Genomic DNA, 17742 nt, shown 5'->3' with positions numbered 1-17742 from the left:
GAGAAAAACGAGGCGTTAAAGGCATAGAGTATGCTAGAATAGGTGAGGGCGTTTGCCAATGTGCAAACAATAAAGTGTTCGTACTTTTAGCATATTGATAACACTGTTATAATGGTGGAAACACAATTACGGTGAATAATTTATTGAAAAGGTGTGTGAGAAAGGTGGATTTAAATCAGATAACTAGTCCAGCCTTTTTAAAAAGCTTAGATAAGAAGGGGCTTGAGCGACTTGCACAAGAAATTCGTACCTTCTTAATCGAAAAATGTTCTGTCACAGGTGGTCATATCGGACCGAATCTAGGTGTTGTGGAGCTAACAATTATGCTCCATAAAATGTTTGACAGTCCACAAGATAAGTTTTTATGGGATGTTGGCCACCAAGCTTACGTGCATAAAATTTTGACAGGTCGTGCAAGTCAATTTGATACATTACGTCAGTTCCAAGGGCTTTGTGGTTTTCCAAAGCGTGTGGAGAGTGAACATGATGAGTGGGAGACAGGTCATAGCTCGACATCTTTGTCAGCAGCCATGGGTATGGCAGCAGCACGTGATATCAAAAGTGAAAAGAACTTCGTGATACCAATTATTGGGGATGGAGCTTTAACTGGTGGTATGGCACTAGAGGCATTAAACCATATCGGCCATGCTAAAACCAATATGATTGTCATTTTAAACGATAATGAAATGTCAATCGCTCCAAACGTCGGAGCGTTACACAATGTTCTGGGACGTCTTCGTACAGCCAAGGAATATTCAAAAGCAAAAGAAGAACTGGAATCCCTCATGAATAAGATTCCTGTGCTAGGCGGTAAGCTTGCTTCAACTGCAGAGCGTGTCAAAGATAGCTTAAAATATTTAGTGGTATCAGGTGTGTTCTTTGAGGAGCTAGGCTTTAAATATCTAGGACCAATTGATGGACATGATTTTGAAGCTCTTGAGACAACATTATCACAAGCTAAAAAAGTAAAAGGCCCAGTGCTCGTTCATGTGATTACGAAAAAGGGCAAAGGTTATAAACCTGCTGAAGATGATACAATTGGTAACTGGCACGGGACAGGTCCTTATAAAATTGAAAACGGTGCATTTGTAAAGTCAGAGGCGAAAGGTCCAGCGTGGAGTAGTTTGGTTGCCGAGACTGTTCGTAAAATTGCCCATGAGGATAAACGAATTGTCACAATTACTCCTGCAATGCCAGTAGGCTCAAAACTACAAGGCATCCAAAAGGATTTCCCAGAGCGTTTCTTTGATGTTGGGATTGCCGAACAACATGCAGCCACGATGGCAGCAGGTCTAGCAACACAAAAAATGAAGCCATTTTTAGCTATTTACTCAACATTCCTTCAACGTGCCTATGACCAAGTACTACATGATATCGCACGTCCAAACCTTAATGTCTTTATTGGAATTGACCGTGCAGGCTTAGTTGGCGCAGACGGTGAAACACATCAGGGTGTATTTGATATTGCATTCCTTCGTCATATCCCAAATATGACAATTATGATGCCAAAAGATGAAAATGAAGGTCAACATATGGTGAAAACAGCCATTGAATATAATGATGGTCCAATTACGTTACGTTATCCACGTGGTAATGGTATAGGCGTTCCGTTAGATGATGAGCTTATGACGTTACCAATTGGTAGCTGGGAAGTATTACGCGAAGGGAAGGATGCTACAATCTTAACCTTTGGTACGACGATTCCTATGGCAATGGAAGCAGCCAATATTTTAGCGCAGCAAGGTGTAGAGATAGAAGTAGTCAATGCTCGTTTCATTAAACCAATGGATGAGGATATGCTTCACCGTATATTAACAAGCCGTAAACCAATATTGACGATTGAAGAGGCAGTTCTACAAGGTGGTTTTGGTAGTGGTGTATTAGAATTTGCCCATGACCATGGCTATTTAACTGCAATAATCGATCGTATGGGAATCCCTGATCATTTTATTGAGCATGGTAATGTAGATCAGCTTCTCGCTGAAATTCATATGACGGCTGAAGATACAGTGGCACGTTTGCATGTGTTACTTCAACAAAAACAGCAAGTAGGTTTGAAAAAATAATGACAAAACATCCAAAAGAACGTGTAGACATTTTACTTGTAGAGCGTGGGCTATGCGAAACGCGAGAAAAAGCAAAGCGCTCTATTATGGCAGGGCTTGTTTTTTCTAAAGAAATTCGCATCGATAAGGCGGGAGAAAAAATCGCTATAGATGCACCACTACAAGTAAAAGGCTCTGATTTAAAATATGTTAGTCGTGGCGGCTTGAAACTCGAGAAGGCGCTACAAATTTTTGATATGTCTGTAGAGGGGAAGCTAATGCTTGATATTGGCTCCTCTACAGGAGGATTTACCGATTGCGCATTACAGAATGGTGCAAGACATTGCTATGCATTAGATGTTGGTTCCAACCAACTAGCATGGAAAATCCGTTCTGATGAACGTGTAACTGTAATGGAAAAAACAAATTTCCGGTATACGACAGCGGCAGATTTAACAGATGGCTTGCCAGATTTTGCAACAATTGATGTTAGTTTTATTTCATTATCGCTTATTTTACCTGTCTTAAAAACAGTGTTAATGCCAGGTGGCGATGTAATGGCACTGGTGAAGCCTCAGTTTGAAGCTGGGAAAGAGAATGTCGGTAAAAAAGGCATTGTACGTGATAAAAAAGTACATTTAGCAGTTTTAGAAAAGACAGCTGCAATGGCGACAGAGGTTGGCTTTGTCGTGAAGGATGCTTCGTTTTCACCAATTACAGGAGGCGAGGGGAATATTGAATTTTTATTCCATTTAGTGAATCCTATTGGTGATGAAGATATCTCTGCATATACAGCTTTTAATGCACTCGTAGAAGAAGCGCATAGTGCACTAAAATAACACGTGCTCGTTTATAGAGCCGTGTTTTTTCTTGTGCTTTTATGTTTAAAATGGTAGTGTAAATATACAAATATTCAACTATTTATAAGAGGTGACCGATATGAACAAAGGACAGCGACATATACGAATTCGGGATATTATCGCCAATCATGAAATCGAAACACAAGATGATTTAGTCGATTTTTTAAAAGATGCAGGCTATAATGTGACACAAGCAACCGTATCACGTGATATTAAAGAACTTCATCTTGTTAAAGTACCTTTACAGGATGGACGCTATAAATATAGCTTGCCCGCAGACCAACGATTCAATCCTATACAAAAATTACATCGTGCGTTAGCTGATGCTTTTGTCAGCATTGACGGTGCATCACACTTTTTAGTAATGAAGGCTCTTCCTGGTAATGCCAATGCTATTGCATCACTACTTGACCATTTAGATTGGCCTGAAATTTTAGGGACTATTTCTGGAGACGATACTATTTTAATTATTTGTCGTAATGAAGATGAGCGTGAAAATACTAAAAATCGCTTATTAGACATGCTATAAAATAGCAGGGTAATTTGATACAGAGGTGACATTTTGTGTTAAGAGAGCTTAGTATAAGAAACTTTGCCATCATCGAGGATTTAACCGTTAGTTTTTCAGGTGGTTTAACTGTTTTAACAGGTGAAACAGGGGCAGGGAAATCCATTATTATCGATGCAGTGCATTTACTTGCTGGCGGACGAGGAAATACCGAATTTATTCGTCATGGCGCTAAAAAGGCTGAATTAGGTGGTTTATTTCAAATTTCAAGTTCTGAGCATCCTGTTCATAAGAAACTTGAAGATGCAGGCATTGAAATTGAAGAAGATACCATTATTTTACGCCGTGATTTAAATGATTCTGGAAAAAGTGTTTGTCGAGTAAACGGTAAACTTGTGCCATTATCTGTTTTACGTGATATAGGGGCTAGCCTTATCGATATTCATGGTCAACATGAAAACCAAGAGTTAATGGATGAGAAACAGCACATCTATTTACTTGATCACTTTGCCGAGGAACAACTTACACCAATTCAAGAAGCATACAGTTCTCAATATGATGAATATCGTTCACTAAAAAAAGAATTAGCTTCGATTTCGATTGATGAGCAGTTAATGGCGCAACGTATTGATTTGTATCAGTTCCAAATGAAAGAGCTGGAGGATGCCAATTTAAAGCTTGGCGAGGAAGATGAGCTTCTTGATGAACGTCGTCGTCTAATGAATTTCAATAAGATTTTCGAACGCTCCAGTGCAGCTTATGAAGCAATTCAAGGTGAATCAAAAGGCCTTGATTGGATTGGCAATGCAATGGGTGCTTTAGAGGATGCTGCGACTATTGACGAGCAATTTAAAGAGGCATCAGAATCTGTCACGACTGCATTTTATGCGTTACAGGATGCTGCTTACCAGGTCAAAAATGTATTGGATGAATTAGAATTTGATCCTGCTCGTTTAAATGAGGTTGAGCAACGTTTAGCCTTATTACAAAATTTGAAGCGCAAATATGGCTCAACAGTCGAAGAGATTTTAGCGTATTACGATAAAATTAAAACAGAGCTTAATGAGCTTTTAAATCGAGACGAAATTTTGCAAGTGAAAGAACGAAAAGTGCTGGAAATGGAAGCAGTACTTGATGAGCTTGCTGCAGAACTTTCTACTGTACGGAAGGGTGCTGCACATAATTTAAGTGAAGCTATTATGGCCGAACTGCGTGAATTACATATGGAAAAAGCGAAATTTATTGTTAATTTTGATGAATTACCTTTCTTTGATGCGAACGGAAAAGACCAAGTAATTTTTTATATTTCTACGAATGTAGGCGAGCCGCCAAAATCTTTGCCAAAAATTGCTTCTGGTGGGGAATTATCGCGTATGATGCTTGCGTTAAAGACGATTTTCTCATCCTCAAATGGCATTACATCTATTATTTTTGATGAGGTAGATACAGGTGTAAGTGGTCGAGTAGCGCAAGCAATCGCAGAAAAGATTGCAGCAGTATCCATTAACTCTCAAGTTTTATGTATTTCGCATTTACCGCAAGTGGCTGCGATGGCCGATCATCATTATTTTATTAAAAAAGAAGTCGAGCATGATCGAACATTTACGTCATTGCTGGAAATAGATACAAATGCTCGTATCGAAGAAGTCAGTCGCATGATATCTGGAGCGGAAATTACAGATTTAACATTGCAGCATGCAACAGAGCTCTTAAAAATGGCGAATGAACGAAAAAAACAAATGAGATAGCAAAGAATCCAGAAACAGTTCGTTGTTTCTGGGTTTTTTCTTTTTGCACAAATATTTACCGCTTATAAGAATTCCACAACAACACATAGTAAAAAGACAAAAACAAAAAGGAGGTGTCGTATGTATCGTCGTTGGCGTCAATTTGTCATTTTACCTATGCTCATTGTTTTATTATTCATGCCTGTAAAGGTTTTTGCCGCCAAAAAGCTTATTCCGATGGGCGAAGCAATTGGGATTCAACTTCAGTTATCACATGTGTTTGTAGCGCATGATGTGCTATTAGCTTCCAATCAATGGATGAAGGGAGGCGCTGTTATTGAAAAAATAAATGATATTACTGTAAAAACGCTTGCAGATGCCAAAAAAGCTGTTGCTCGACAAGGACAACAGAAATGGACGATAAAAAATGAAGGAAAAGAAGTGACACTTGAGTTACAGGAGCAAGAAGCTGAACATGTTATTTCCTTTCTAAAAGATGAAACAGATGGAGTAGGAACATTGACATACATTGATCCAGAGACAAAAAATTACGGTGCGTTAGGCCACCAAATCGTTGATTCAACCTTACAAGAAGCCCCTATTTTCCATGCTGGCTCCATTTTTTTAGCTTCGATTCAACAAATTCGTAAAAGTATACCTGGCCAACCTGGCTATAAAATATCCTCCATTGAAAAACATCAGGATCGATTAGGGAGTATAGATAAAAATACAGTTTATGGAATTTTCGGCCGTTGGGAAGACGGTTATCAAAAAAGTTTACCTAAAGCAATTGAAATTATGCATGAAAAGGATATAAAAGCAGGGAAAGCAGAAATCTCTACGGCGATCGAGGGCAGTAAAGTGGAAACTTTTTCAATTGAAATTATAAAGGTTGAAAATGAACGCCTTGAATTCATAGTCACTGACAAAAAGCTCATTGAAAAAACAGGTGGTATTTTACAGGGAATGAGTGGCAGTCCTATCATTCAAGACGGTCGTTTTGTAGGTGCGGTTACGCATATGTTTGTGGAGGAGCCGAAAAAAGGAGCGGCCATTACTGTAGCGGAAATGTTAAAAAAATCATCTTAAACGAAGGAGCTGCCAAGAGGTGGCTCCATTCTTTCGTGAAAATATATTATTGTTCATCAAGTATTTCGTTTATTTATGAAGTGATTAGCGATACGTGAACTGCCCCCCACTTAAAACCTAACGATTTTGAAGTGCGGGCTTCTCGACTCATCGTTGCTTTTAGTAGCCAACGAAAACTGACCGAGCTATCCCTCTTGTTCCAAAAGTTCTTTTTGCTACGCTAAGGATAATAACCGCAATCCTTCATGTTTAATGTTGATGGCGGCATTCCAGTCCCTGTCTGCTACAAACCCACAATCACAGTGGAACACACGCTCAGAAAGGGATAGAGATTCCTTTATTTGACCACAATAGGAACAAGTTTTGAAGATGGAAACCACTTGTCTATTTTGATCAACTTTTTCCCTTGCTCCTCTAACTTGAACCTAAGAAATGTTGGAAACATGCCCCATGCATTATCTGCATTTTTACCGAAATGGAGGGCTCGTGACATCCCCTTCATGCTGAGGTCTTCGATCACCACGCAATCATAGCGTTTTTTTCCAAGGATTGACGATAGAAATGTGGGTAATTGGCTGTCTTACCTTCTTCGCTATCGACAAATAAGCCATTCATGGAAAAATCTAATCCAACAACATCTTGTACTTCTTTTTGTATAGGTCGATGTTCATATTCGGTAAGAAAGGAAACATAGTAATTTCCCGTTTTAGTTCGAGATACCGTACAAGACTTGATGTGATGATGAGACGGAATTTTTTGATGTTGTTTTATTTTTACAAGTTTCAGTTTCGGTAATTTGATAGAGCCACCAAAAAGCATAATGTTTCCGTTTACCACATCGGTTGTGTAGAATTGTTTTGCCTTACGATTTTTGAACTTCGGAAATTCAACACGACCAGAAAAGAAATTGTTGTATGCTTTTTGCAAGTTCAGTTGAGCGTTTGCCAGTGCAAGGCTGTCTACTTCTTTAAGCCATGCAAATGCTTCTTTGTACTTGGCAGGAGTCGGGAATTTTTGCCTCTTTAACGCTTCCTTGTCGTCCTTGAATTGCTCATACATTTCTTTTCGCTCCGAAAGCATTTTGTTGTAGACAAAACGAACACAACCGAAAGTTTTCGCAAGAAGTTTCTCTTGCTCTTGCGTTCGATACAGACGAAACTTATAGGCTTTGTTTGCCATATCGAATCACCTCACTTCATGCCTTATTTTCTTATATAAGCATTGATGACCATATCGTGATTCCATTCGACCAAGAAGATATTGTAATCTTCATTCCAGTCGAACAGACATATCTTTCGCATAATCAGAAATGACATCATCCTTCACTTTTCTACGGTATTTTACGACTAGAACAAGAACACTGAATGATTATTATTGTACAATTTTTTTGATATAACAATCTTTAGCTAATTATATCATGGCAAAAAAAGAGACAACTGCTACACCTAACCGAAATTCATCTCTCACTTTCACTGATGCTGTCACATCACGTTTTAGAAGTGGGAAACTTATTTCGGAGGGAATTTTAAAAAAAACTGTAGTTTTATCTCCATTTTTTCACTAAAATAAATTGTATAAGCATTTGACGCTTTGCAAATATTTATCATAACTTGTCGATATTAAAAGAAAGTATCGGACTACATACTCATTTTTGGAAATAGAAAAGGTTTTTAAAACAAAAATGTCGAAAATTCCACAGTGTGCAAAAAAAGCATTGGGGTAGGTAACGCTTTGAGGTGATATTCGAAGCACAGTTCAGAAGGAGGAATTTAAATGACAAAGGTTAAAGTAGCGATTGCAGATGATAATCGTGAGTTATTAAAAACGATGGAGCAGTATTTTCAAGGACATCCTGAAATTGAAATCATTGCAACTGCTTCAAATGGAAAAGTTTGTTTACAAATGCTAGAGGAATTCACACCGGATATTTTATTGCTAGATATTATAATGCCACATCTTGATGGGTTAGCTGTTTTAGAGTCGATTTATCAAAATGAACGAATGTCATCAGTTCAAGTTATAATGTTAACTGCTTTTGGTCAAGAAGATGTGATGAAACAGGCTGTAGACTTAGGTGCATCTTATTTCATGCTAAAGCCATTTGAATTTGATCAATTGGTTCAAAAAATCTTACATTGTGCTGGACAGAAGGCAACACTTCCTAAAAAGTCAAGCGTTTTACAACCGGCGGCACCTCAAAAATTAAATCAACATCAATTGGATAGCACGATTACAGCCATTATTAAAGAAATCGGCGTTCCTGCACATATTAAAGGCTATTCTTATTTGCGAGAAGCTATTCAGATGGTATTCGAAGATATCGAGTTATTAGGCTCTGTGACGAAAATTTTATATCCAGAAATTGCTAAAAAATTCAATACAACGCCATCACGAGTTGAACGTGCGATTCGTCATGCCATTGAAGTCGCATGGAATCGTGGCAATTATGAATCGATTTCGTCGATGTTTGGGTATACAGTACATCATTTAAAATCGAAGCCGACAAATAGCGAATTTATTGCCATGATCGCTGACAAGATTCGTATTGATATGATGGCGAGCTAATCGTTATAGGTTTGTGGCTTAGCGGAGAATGACCATAAAATTATTATTTATAGCAATTATACTGCATATTTTATAACGCCTTTTTAGACAGTTTACGCCACTGTTTGAGGGGGCGTATTTTTTATGTTTTTTAATTCATTTTTAATATGTTGGATTGTTCCGCAAAAGGTCTTTCGCCTAAAACACAAAATCGTATGAACAAACACTTAGACTAAAGGTATCTCTTAGATAATGTCGGAATAGATGACGTTAAAAGCGACAAGATAGAGCATATACGCGCTTATATTCGTTCTATCGAAGAAAGAGGCAGGTTCGAGATAAGTGCTGCAGAAACGCCTGTAAACTACCCAGAACGACGAGGCGATTTTGGCAAGCTGGTAAGTAAAACGACAATAGCGAATTATATACGTAACATAAATGCATTCTATTCGCAGCAATCATTTGAAGGATTTGAAGAATGTTAAACCGAAGCGAAAAATCAAAGTTATGCTCGAAGATAATGAATGAAAACAGTATATCCGTTCTTTCGACGTTACGAAATTCGATCAGTACTGCGATTGGGTAATAGCTCGATTAATCTTTAATACTGTAGCTAGGATAGGTGAATTGTTGGAAGTTGTAGCATCTGATATAGATTTGCGGGGTAATGCGTTGTTATTACGTAAAACAAAGTTGGGAAAACAGGGCTTTGTTTATTATTCGCAGAAAATCAGAAATCAACTTAAATCGTGGTTGCTGTTAAAACGTAGCTAATGTTGAAAGAAGAAGATAGTGAAATTAATAATTTGTGATTTGATAAGTCGATCCTTAATGGAGATGTCACAAATTACCAGTATTTGCACCTTTTGTGAAGCGTGTTATTTGGATGTGTTATAATCAAATTTGTGAAGAAATGTATACTAACGATGCAGTATCGTTAAATGAGATAAGGGGGCGGATTATGGATAACCAATATTTCGTAGGTTGGGGTACATTGGCGTTGATAAATGCTGCCCTTGCACAAGGGAAAAATAGAACGGGGTTAAATTGGTTTTTACTTTCTCTTGTATTAGGCCCATTTGCAACACTAATTTTGTTATTTGTTGAAAAGAGACAGTAACACTACATATGCACAATAATTGATATAAGTTAATAAAGTGAGAAACGTGGTAATGTAGATTCTCGCTTATTCAGCAATTGGGGTGTTAAATGAACGTATATAGATCAGCTTATTTTTTTCTTCAATAATGTTATAACTTATAATTAACTAAATACGAACATGTGAATTTGACACGCCTACATTTATTGGTTTCCTTGAAAATCAAAAAGTGAAAGGGTGTCTTTTTTGCGAAATTACTTAAAGCAGGAACTCAGTATCACTGATGCCTAATCGTTATTGAATAGCTATGTGGTGGGGATAGAGGTAACGTAAAAAAGGACTTGTGTGTAATTTTACGCACAAGTCCTAGTGGTTATTGATTCTATTGTTGAAAAGGAGATAATAGTCCTTGTTAACGTATTAATTTTTTGTCAGCTTATCCCTTTAGGGGTGGGAGTCTCAACTTGGACTTATCATTATAAATCTCTATTATCTAAAGAATTTTTACATTCTTTCTCACTATATTTTGTCTCACCCTCAAATATTTCAGTAACACCATCTAATGAAAGTCTGTCTTTTTCACAAAATTGCTGAACTTGTTTTCCTTTTTTAGTTATTCCATAATAATAGGTTGTATTCGGCTCATCTTTAAAAATAACCATATAATGTCCATGAAAAAAATCTTTATTTATTAAGTACTTTGGCTGAACATAATGTGATTCTTCAATTTTTTCGTCTGTATATCCCTTCTCTTCCAAATATTCTGGAACATACTTATTAGCGATGTATTTTGTATATGGATTACCATTGTTTAGCACATAAATAAAACCCATTGGAATAGCAATGACAATAACAGCAATTAGGATACTAATTGTAATATATATCTTTTTTTTATTCATTTTACGTCACCCTTCTTTATTGTTGCTTCCTTCTTAACAATAATCATTTTTTACGCACAAGTCCTTGATTGATGTGTGATAGGCTTTGTTTTGCTTATTGAAAAATGGAATACTCCCTATTATTCCGAGTAAAATTGAAGCTACAAACCATTTGCTCAAATTTATCCACTAAAACATCTCTTGTAGTGTAATTTTACACTATTTTAGTATTTAGTCAATTGGAAATTGCTGCTTATTCGAAGTTATAAATAGGATCGTTTAACGGAGTTGTGTTGAATTTATGGAAAAAACATCTCATATTTTAAATGGAGGATGGACATTTGGAGGGGGAGTTAAGATGGGATTATTTGATGGTATAATAGGTAATGCTAGTGAAGTTAATCTAGAAAAATTACGGGAAGAAGTTAAAGATTTATTAACACCTAATGAAATAATTAAGAATGCCTATAAAATTATAAGAGACACGTTTATTTTTACGGATAAAAGACTTATCTTAATCGATAAACAAGGAGTCACTGGAAAGAAAACACAATATCATTCAATTCCGTATAAGAGTATTCTTCATTTTTCAGTTGAAACGGCGGGAACATTTGATCTTGATGCAGAGTTAAAAATTTGGGTTTCCGGTAGTGAATTACCGATACAAAAAAATTTTAATAAATCAACTAACATATATAAAATTCAAAGTGTGTTAGCGGAACATGTATTAGGAAAGTAATAAATTAAACGATCAACAATGCTGTTGATCGTTTATAACTTAATGGGGTGATAACATATGAAAAGCGTAAACATACAGCTTGACGAAAAAAACTCGTTAGAAATAACACAAATAGAAGATAATTTATTTGAAGTGCGGCTTGGAATGAATGGAAGCATTAGCGTTTACTATATGACACGTGAGCAGCTCCTAAATTTTGATCAATTAGGTGCGCACCTTCACATTGAGGCTATTCTAGAGTAGGGCTAGTAACCATCATTCAACTTTATTCGAACGTCTGTATAAACGGTTTCCAGGGCATGTTTATTTAGTATTGAAGGCCTAAGTATGATTATGAAAATTATGACAGATATATTATCAATTATTTAGGTTAGTTAAAAATTAAGTAAATTTCCTGATTATTAACAGTGAAATGTATACAATGTGGACAGTGAAATTTTGAAGACTGAGTAAAACCTTGCTTTTATATAGTATAAATCGACTAATAATGATGTGAAAATGAAAATGGTGGATGTATATATTGCTTATAAAGTACGTGTATCTTCTTTCTGAGTAGTGACAATTGTCTCTAAACAAATGTAAATAGATTGTATATACTTACAGTTAGAGGGAAGGAGGAGGTAGCTTGATTCTAGTTCGAAATGATAAATTCGAAATAACGGAAGAAAATGGCAAGGTATATATGTTTACTTACAGTGCCGGTTTTCCATTAAAAGAATTTGATAGTATTTTACGAAGTCATCCCCGACTTAAGTTGTCGAATTTTTCAATATTAAAAAATGTCTTAGCAACTGAAAGCACAAGCCCTGTTGAAATTGGACGCTGGCTTCCTAATGTTGAAGCTGAAGTTGCACGAGATAAAATGTCTGCCTCAATATTTGTCTATGAACCACATGATTATATTCTAAAGAATAAAGAGAAATTAACGGAACAAATTCTGGAAACTATCGAAAACGAAGGAATTGTTCATGGAATATTAAATTTTGATATTTCTAAGATTGAGACAGGAAAAGCATTTTTAATTGCTCAAGGTACACAACCAGTAGCAGGGACAGATGCACAAATTACATACTTACCTAAACCAGAGAGAAAGCCAGTAATTCGCGAAGATGGCAAAGCTGATTATTATGACATGAACTTTATTTCTGAAATATCCGAAGGTTCGTGGCTAGGCGAGAAAATACCTGCGACATTAGGTAAAACAGGGGAAAATGTACTAGGTGAAATGATGGCTGCAGTACCGGGTCGTGATTCTTCTATACGATATGATAAAAAATCGGCTTATGAGGTGGAAGAGGATGGGAAGACTGTCATCCGTTCAAAAATAGCTGGTGTATTAGATGATGTCAAAGGCATGATTGGTGTTAATAGACATTTGCCAATTCATGGGGACGTTGGCGTTGAAACAGGGAATCTCGAATTTAATGGCTCTTTAAGCATTAGAGGAACAGTTACATCAGGCTATACAGTCATTGCTACTGGAGATATTTCCATCGAGGGTGCTGAAGGTGTAAGCGGTGCCAAACTGATTAAATCCATTGAAGGTGACGTTTATATTCGTGGAGGGATTTTTGGTTTAGGCTCAACTATTGTAGAGGCAGGCGGCAATATTTTCGTTAAGCATGTCAATGAGGCAAATCTAGTTGCAGCTGACAGTATCCATATAGGATTTTATTCATTGGGATCCCAGCTAATTGCCCATTCTATCTTTGTGGACGAACGAAAAGGAAAAATTATTGGAGGCCGTGCAGTAGCAAAAAATACAATCGTTACTGCCATTTCAGGAAATCGTTTAGAGCGTCGAACGGATTTAATCATCGAAAGCGTCAATAAACAGGAAAGCTATTCTATTATGCAAGAGAAGGCGGGAAAGCTTAAGCAACTGCAATCGGAAATCTCTGAGTACGAGGGGAAAATAAAAAACTTATTGCCACTCCTAAACCAAATGTCTAAGGAGCAAATAGCTACATTTGAGGGTACGAAACAAATTTTAGCAAAATTGAAAGCGGATGCAGTGACCATTGATCGTGAGGTTAAGCTAATAATGGATGAAATGCGTCATGCTGGAAAAGAGGAAATTACTGTTACGAAGGAAGCTTATCCTGGTACCTATATTCAAATTGGCAAAAAATCATCCTTATTAAGTAAGGTGAAAAAGGGTAAATTTCTTATTGAGTTTGGTGAGTTAAATGCTTAGTGAATCTTTTATTCCTGTATTTGCCCATCGTGGAGCTTCAGCGTATGCACTTGAAAATACCTTGAAGTCTTTTGAAAAGGCATTAGACCTTGGGGCAGATGGAATTGAATTAGATATCCAGCTTTCAAAAGAGGGCATTCCAGTAGTGTTTCATGATCCACAGCTGTCAAGATTGGTTGGTATCAATAAGCTTGTGAACGAATGTACGAAAGAGGAGCTAGTAAGCTTTAAACTTGGGAAGCCGTGGAGACGATTATTTTCAACGTATAAAATTCCGACGTTTGAAGTTGTTTTAGCATGGGCAAATTCTCAACAGTTTCCCCTTAATATCGAATTAAAATCAACAATCCTTGATAATAAAAGCGCACTTATTCAAATGCTTCATGGGCTTACTTTGCCTACTGGCAGTCATTTTTCATCGTTTCACTATGAGCTTCTAGAGATTGTGAAACAATATAAGCCAGACTATGAAACAGCACTTATAGCAACGAAAAAATTAAAATGGGATTTGCTTAGTGATTACAAAGCAATTGATAGTGTTCATATGCATAAAAAGTATTATAAACCAAGATATTTAGAGGCTTGTGTAGCGAGTGATAAAGCATGTCGTTTTTATGCAATTGATGGAAATGAAACATTTTTAACGAATCCGCATCCTTCTGTAATTGGTTGGATTACTGATTTTCCGGATAAAGTAATTGAGAGACAACAACGTTAATCAATTTCACCTTGGCGAAGTCGTTGCTGACGCTTCGCTTTCGCACAAATAAACATGTGTTGTTTACGTTTTGAATGACTATAAAAATAGCTATCCAATAAGTCTGTTGAGACTTAATAGGATAGCTATTTTTATTTTTTTTGGAAGCGCGGAGCCACTTTTCCATTTTTTCGATCGCGGTGAAGTAAAAATCCTGCGAAAAAGCCAAAGCCTATAACAAAGAGAATAATGCCAACGACAAATTGTAGCCATAAAAATGGGAAAGGTGAGATGAGCTTACCAAATAATGTATCACGCATAAATTTAATGCCACCTGCAGCCATAAGACCTGGAATAAGCATTACTATAAATGCAGCAAAACGAGCCATGCATGTCCCTCCTTATTCCTAAGTTTAATTGTACCTGTGGAGATTGGAATGTCAAGAAACGTTATAAAACTATGGAACTGATTAACCCAACAACAAGTAAGACATAACATAGCAATCGTAACAGAATCTTTAGAAAATTCTTACTTAAACAAGAAAATGTAATAATAGTTGCTAAATTGTGAAATTGTCAGTATTGTAAAATTAAATGGAGCAATATTATCCATTGTTAAACAATTTTTCGAACTTTAATTATACTGAATTGGATGGGCATTTGAGAATGCACTTTCCAAAGCAAAGGGGCGAGTTTTCATGGAAATCTTCAAGTATATGGAAAAGTATGATTATGAACAATTGGTATTTTGCCAAGATGAAGCATCGGGGTTAAAAGCGATTATCGCTATCCATGACACAACACTTGGACCAGCATTAGGCGGGGCACGTATGTGGACATATGCATCAGAAGAAAATGCGATAGAGGATGCATTGCGTTTAGCACGAGGGATGACTTATAAAAATGCTGCAGCTGGTTTAAACCTTGGCGGTGGAAAAACGGTTATTATCGGTGACCCATTTAAAGATAAAAATGAAGAAATGTTCCGTGCACTAGGACGTTTTATCCAAGGGCTTAATGGTCGCTATATTACGGCAGAAGATGTAGGTACAACAGTGACAGATATGGATTTAATGCATGAGGAGACAAATTATGTAACGGGAATTTCCCCTGCTTTTGGTTCATCAGGAAATCCTTCGCCAGTAACTGCTTACGGAGTTTACCTTGGGATGAAAGCAGCTGCAAAAGAAGCGTTTGGCTCTGACTCATTAGAGGGGCGTACTATTTCTGTACAAGGTCTAGGAAATGTTGCCTACAAGCTTTGCGAGTATTTACATAATGAGGGTGCAAAACTTGTTGTTACAGACATTAATCAAGCGGCAATTGATAGAGTTGTAAATGATTTTGGGGCGACTGCTGTAGCACCGGAGGAAATCTATTCACAGGAAGTTGATATTTTCTCACCTTGTGCATTAGGGGCGATTTTAAATGATGAAACGATTCCGCAACTAAAAGCAAAGGTTATCGCAGGTTCTGCCAATAACCAACTACAAGATTCTCGACATGGTGATTATTTACATGAATTAGGGATCGTTTATACACCTGATTATGTGATTAATGCAGGTGGAGTAATAAATGTAGCTGATGAATTATATGGATATAACCGTGAACGTGCAATGAAGCGTGTCGAAGGAATTTATGATAGCATCGAAAAAATCTTCGCGATTTCTAAACGTGATGGTATACCGACATATGTTGCAGCTAATCGTTTAGCAGAAGAACGTATCGCTCGAGTATCAAAGTCTCGTAGCCAATTTTTAAAAAATGAAAAAAATATTTTACACGGTCGTTAAGAACCGCTTATTCGTTGAAAGAAGTCGCATTGTCGACTTCTTCTAACTTTATCGTAAATTAATAGATTAAATGAATGTTTAGTATTTTTCTCACAAGGGGGAATCCATATGGCTCAAAACTATGATGTTGTCATTTTAGGTGGAGGTACAGGGGGCTATGTTGCTGCAATCCGAGCTGCACAGTTGGGCTTAAAAACAGCTATTGTCGAACGTGAACGACTAGGTGGAACATGCTTGCATAAAGGCTGTATACCAAGTAAAGCCTTACTTCGAAGTGCAGAAGTGTATCGTATGGCAAATAAAACAGCTGCTGAATATGGTGTTGGTATTGAAGGAGTTACATTGCAATTCGACAAAGTGCAAGACAGGAAGCAAGCTATTGTTGAGCAATTGAGCCAAGGTGTGAATACACTGATGAAAAAGGGGAAAATAGACGTTTATCAGGGAATAGGGCGAATTTTAGGTCCATCCATTTTCTCACCGATGCCTGGAACTATTTCAGTTGAAATGAGTAATGGCGATGAAAATGAAATGCTAGTTCCAACAAATGTGGTGATTGCCACAGGATCGAAGCCAAGAGGAATGGCAGGACTAACGGTTGACGGTAAATATGTGATGAACTCTGATCATGCATTGGAAATGGAAGAACTGCCAAAGTCATTGTTAATTGTTGGTGGAGGAGTTATTGGAATTGAATGGGCCTCGATGCTTTGTGATTTTGGGGTTTACGTAACGGTCATTGAATATGGGTCATCTATTTTACCTGCAGAGGATGCGGATATTGTAAAAGAAGTAACCAAACAACTTGAAAAAAGAGGCGTCCGAATTGTGACGAACGCTCGCTTAGATTCGGGAACCTTTAAAGTTGAAAATGATAACGTTTACATTTCTGCAAAAATTAATGATCAGGATGAATTATTTGAGGCTGATAAATTATTGCTTTGTGTTGGACGCGAAGCAAATACACAAGGTATTGGCTTAGAAAATACAGAAATAGAAGTTGAAAATGGGTTTATCAAAGTCAATGATTCGTATCAAACGAAGGAATCACATATGTATGCCATAGGGGATGTTATCGGTGGCTTACAATTAGCTCATGTTGCTTCACACGAAGGGGTATCTGCGATTGAGCATATTGCAACGGGAAAAACAGAGGGACTCGATGTTCTAAATGTTCCGAAATGCGTTTATTCTTACCCTGAGGTCGCAAGTATTGGCTTAACAGAAAGTGCTGCACGAGAGCAAGGTTATTCATTGAAGATTGGTAAGTTTCCGTTCAAGGCGATTGGAAAAGCACTAGTTAATGGAGAGACAGATGGTTTTGTGAAAATTGTTGCCGATGAAGAAACGAATGATATTTTGGGTATTCATATGGTAGGTCCACATGTGACAGATTTAATTGGAGAAGCATCACTTGCTAAATTATTGGATGCAACGCCTTGGGAAATAAGCCAGGCTATTCATCCACATCCGTCACTGAATGAGGTGTTAGCGGAATCAGCGTTAGCAGTGGATCATCGCGCCATTCATTTATAAGGTTCATAGTTTCGTAACTAAAGTCTAGGA

The 17742-nt window shown here is 37.2% G+C and carries 15 protein-coding genes and 2 pseudogenes; 13 read left to right on the top strand and 4 right to left on the bottom strand.

Annotated features, from left to right (window positions below):
• Nucleotides 1–164 precede the first annotated feature (164 nt).
• The 5 genes from dxs to ACFXN8_RS09985 all read left to right on the top strand — a co-directional run bounded on the left by dxs (nt 165) and on the right by ACFXN8_RS09985 (nt 6229).
• On the top strand, nt 165–2066 hold the full coding sequence (gene dxs / locus ACFXN8_RS10005; RefSeq protein ID WP_376074102.1) for a 1-deoxy-D-xylulose-5-phosphate synthase: 1902 nt from the start codon (nt 165–167) through the stop codon (nt 2064–2066).
• A complete protein-coding gene (locus ACFXN8_RS10000; protein ID WP_386844754.1) occupies nt 2066–2884 on the top strand; it encodes a TlyA family RNA methyltransferase in 819 nt (272 codons plus the stop codon). Before dxs ends, ACFXN8_RS10000 begins: the two co-directional genes overlap by 1 nt.
• A gap of 100 nt (nt 2885–2984) precedes the next feature.
• A complete protein-coding gene (gene ahrC, locus ACFXN8_RS09995) occupies nt 2985–3434 on the top strand; it encodes a transcriptional regulator AhrC/ArgR (RefSeq protein WP_053483721.1) in 450 nt (149 codons plus the stop codon).
• 35 nt (nt 3435–3469) lie between these two features.
• Complete coding sequence (recN, locus tag ACFXN8_RS09990) at nt 3470–5161, top strand: DNA repair protein RecN (protein ID WP_376074104.1); 1692 nt, start codon at nt 3470–3472, stop codon at nt 5159–5161.
• 120 nt (nt 5162–5281) lie between these two features.
• Complete coding sequence (locus ACFXN8_RS09985; RefSeq protein WP_376074105.1) at nt 5282–6229, top strand: SpoIVB peptidase S55 domain-containing protein; 948 nt, start codon at nt 5282–5284, stop codon at nt 6227–6229.
• A 215-nt stretch (nt 6230–6444) separates the two neighbouring features.
• On the opposite strand, the pseudogene ACFXN8_RS09980 reads toward ACFXN8_RS09985, so the two are convergent.
• A pseudogene (locus tag ACFXN8_RS09980) lies at nt 6445–7408 on the bottom strand (RNA-guided endonuclease InsQ/TnpB family protein).
• A gap of 50 nt (nt 7409–7458) precedes the next feature.
• Nucleotides 7459–7623, bottom strand: a pseudogene (locus ACFXN8_RS09975) (transposase); the annotation flags it as partial.
• Nucleotides 7624–8002: 379 nt separating this feature from the next.
• Here ACFXN8_RS09975 and spo0A point away from each other — a divergent pair.
• Together spo0A and ACFXN8_RS09965 are read left to right on the top strand one after the other, a co-directional pair.
• Nucleotides 8003–8794, top strand: a complete 792-nt coding sequence (gene spo0A / locus ACFXN8_RS09970) for a sporulation transcription factor Spo0A (RefSeq protein ID WP_376074106.1) — start codon at nt 8003–8005, stop codon at nt 8792–8794.
• A 940-nt stretch (nt 8795–9734) separates the two neighbouring features.
• Complete coding sequence (locus ACFXN8_RS09965; protein ID WP_376074107.1) at nt 9735–9893, top strand: hypothetical protein; 159 nt, start codon at nt 9735–9737, stop codon at nt 9891–9893.
• A gap of 455 nt (nt 9894–10348) precedes the next feature.
• Here the strand turns inward: ACFXN8_RS09965 and ACFXN8_RS09960 are convergent, their stop codons facing one another.
• Nucleotides 10349–10771: a DUF3139 domain-containing protein gene (locus tag ACFXN8_RS09960; RefSeq protein WP_376074108.1), complete on the bottom strand. Its 423-nt coding sequence runs from the start codon at nt 10769–10771 to the stop codon at nt 10349–10351.
• A gap of 337 nt (nt 10772–11108) precedes the next feature.
• Between ACFXN8_RS09960 and ACFXN8_RS09955 the strand changes: the two genes are divergently transcribed.
• The 4 genes from ACFXN8_RS09955 (at nt 11109) to ACFXN8_RS09940 (ending at nt 14404) form a co-directional block, all read left to right on the top strand.
• Nucleotides 11109–11489 (top strand): PH domain-containing protein, encoded by a 381-nt coding sequence (locus tag ACFXN8_RS09955; protein ID WP_376074130.1) that lies wholly within the window; start codon nt 11109–11111, stop codon nt 11487–11489.
• Nucleotides 11490–11546: 57 nt separating this feature from the next.
• Complete coding sequence (locus tag ACFXN8_RS09950; protein WP_376074109.1) at nt 11547–11732, top strand: hypothetical protein; 186 nt, start codon at nt 11547–11549, stop codon at nt 11730–11732.
• 382 nt (nt 11733–12114) lie between these two features.
• Entirely contained in the window at nt 12115–13686 is a 1572-nt protein-coding gene (locus ACFXN8_RS09945) for a flagellar assembly protein A (protein WP_386844749.1), read from the top strand.
• A complete protein-coding gene (locus ACFXN8_RS09940; RefSeq protein ID WP_376074111.1) occupies nt 13679–14404 on the top strand; it encodes a glycerophosphodiester phosphodiesterase in 726 nt (241 codons plus the stop codon). The genes ACFXN8_RS09945 and ACFXN8_RS09940 overlap by 8 nt, the downstream gene beginning before the upstream one ends.
• A gap of 131 nt (nt 14405–14535) precedes the next feature.
• On the opposite strand, the gene ACFXN8_RS09935 is transcribed toward ACFXN8_RS09940, so the two are convergent.
• Entirely contained in the window at nt 14536–14772 is a 237-nt protein-coding gene (locus tag ACFXN8_RS09935; protein ID WP_079561768.1) for a DUF2627 domain-containing protein, read from the bottom strand.
• A 309-nt stretch (nt 14773–15081) separates the two neighbouring features.
• Between ACFXN8_RS09935 and ACFXN8_RS09930 the strand changes: the two genes are divergently transcribed.
• Together ACFXN8_RS09930 and lpdA are read left to right on the top strand one after the other, a co-directional pair.
• Complete coding sequence (locus ACFXN8_RS09930) at nt 15082–16176, top strand: Leu/Phe/Val dehydrogenase (RefSeq protein ID WP_376074112.1); 1095 nt, start codon at nt 15082–15084, stop codon at nt 16174–16176.
• A 108-nt stretch (nt 16177–16284) separates the two neighbouring features.
• On the top strand, nt 16285–17712 hold the full coding sequence (lpdA, locus tag ACFXN8_RS09925) for a dihydrolipoyl dehydrogenase (protein ID WP_376074113.1): 1428 nt from the start codon (nt 16285–16287) through the stop codon (nt 17710–17712).
• Nucleotides 17713–17742: the final 30 nt, after the last annotated feature.

Source organism: Lysinibacillus sp. NPDC059133 (genome assembly GCF_042755925.1).
GTDB lineage: Bacteria > Bacillota > Bacilli > Bacillales_A > Planococcaceae > Lysinibacillus.
Note: the sequence above shows the minus strand (reverse complement) of the source record. Positions and strands in the feature narration are given on the sequence as shown.

Bases quoted from the DNA above. Each gene is read 5' to 3' on its own strand.
- ACFXN8_RS10000 (WP_386844754.1), top strand. From the start codon at position 2,066: ATGACAAAACATCCAAAAGAACGTGTAGACATTTTACTTGTAGAGCGT.
- ahrC (WP_053483721.1), top strand. From the start codon at position 2,985: ATGAACAAAGGACAGCGACATATACGAATTCGGGATATTATCGCCAAT.
- ACFXN8_RS09985 (WP_376074105.1), top strand. From the start codon at position 5,282: ATGTATCGTCGTTGGCGTCAATTTGTCATTTTACCTATGCTCATTGTT.
- spo0A (WP_376074106.1), top strand. From the start codon at position 8,003: ATGACAAAGGTTAAAGTAGCGATTGCAGATGATAATCGTGAGTTATTA.
- ACFXN8_RS09965 (WP_376074107.1), top strand. From the start codon at position 9,735: ATGGATAACCAATATTTCGTAGGTTGGGGTACATTGGCGTTGATAAAT.
- ACFXN8_RS09960 (WP_376074108.1), bottom strand. From the start codon at position 10,771: ATGAATAAAAAAAAGATATATATTACAATTAGTATCCTAATTGCTGTT.
- ACFXN8_RS09955 (WP_376074130.1), top strand. From the start codon at position 11,109: ATGGGATTATTTGATGGTATAATAGGTAATGCTAGTGAAGTTAATCTA.
- ACFXN8_RS09950 (WP_376074109.1), top strand. From the start codon at position 11,547: ATGAAAAGCGTAAACATACAGCTTGACGAAAAAAACTCGTTAGAAATA.
- ACFXN8_RS09940 (WP_376074111.1), top strand. From the start codon at position 13,679: ATGCTTAGTGAATCTTTTATTCCTGTATTTGCCCATCGTGGAGCTTCA.
- ACFXN8_RS09935 (WP_079561768.1), bottom strand. From the start codon at position 14,772: ATGGCTCGTTTTGCTGCATTTATAGTAATGCTTATTCCAGGTCTTATG.
- ACFXN8_RS09930 (WP_376074112.1), top strand. From the start codon at position 15,082: ATGGAAATCTTCAAGTATATGGAAAAGTATGATTATGAACAATTGGTA.
- lpdA (WP_376074113.1), top strand. From the start codon at position 16,285: ATGGCTCAAAACTATGATGTTGTCATTTTAGGTGGAGGTACAGGGGGC.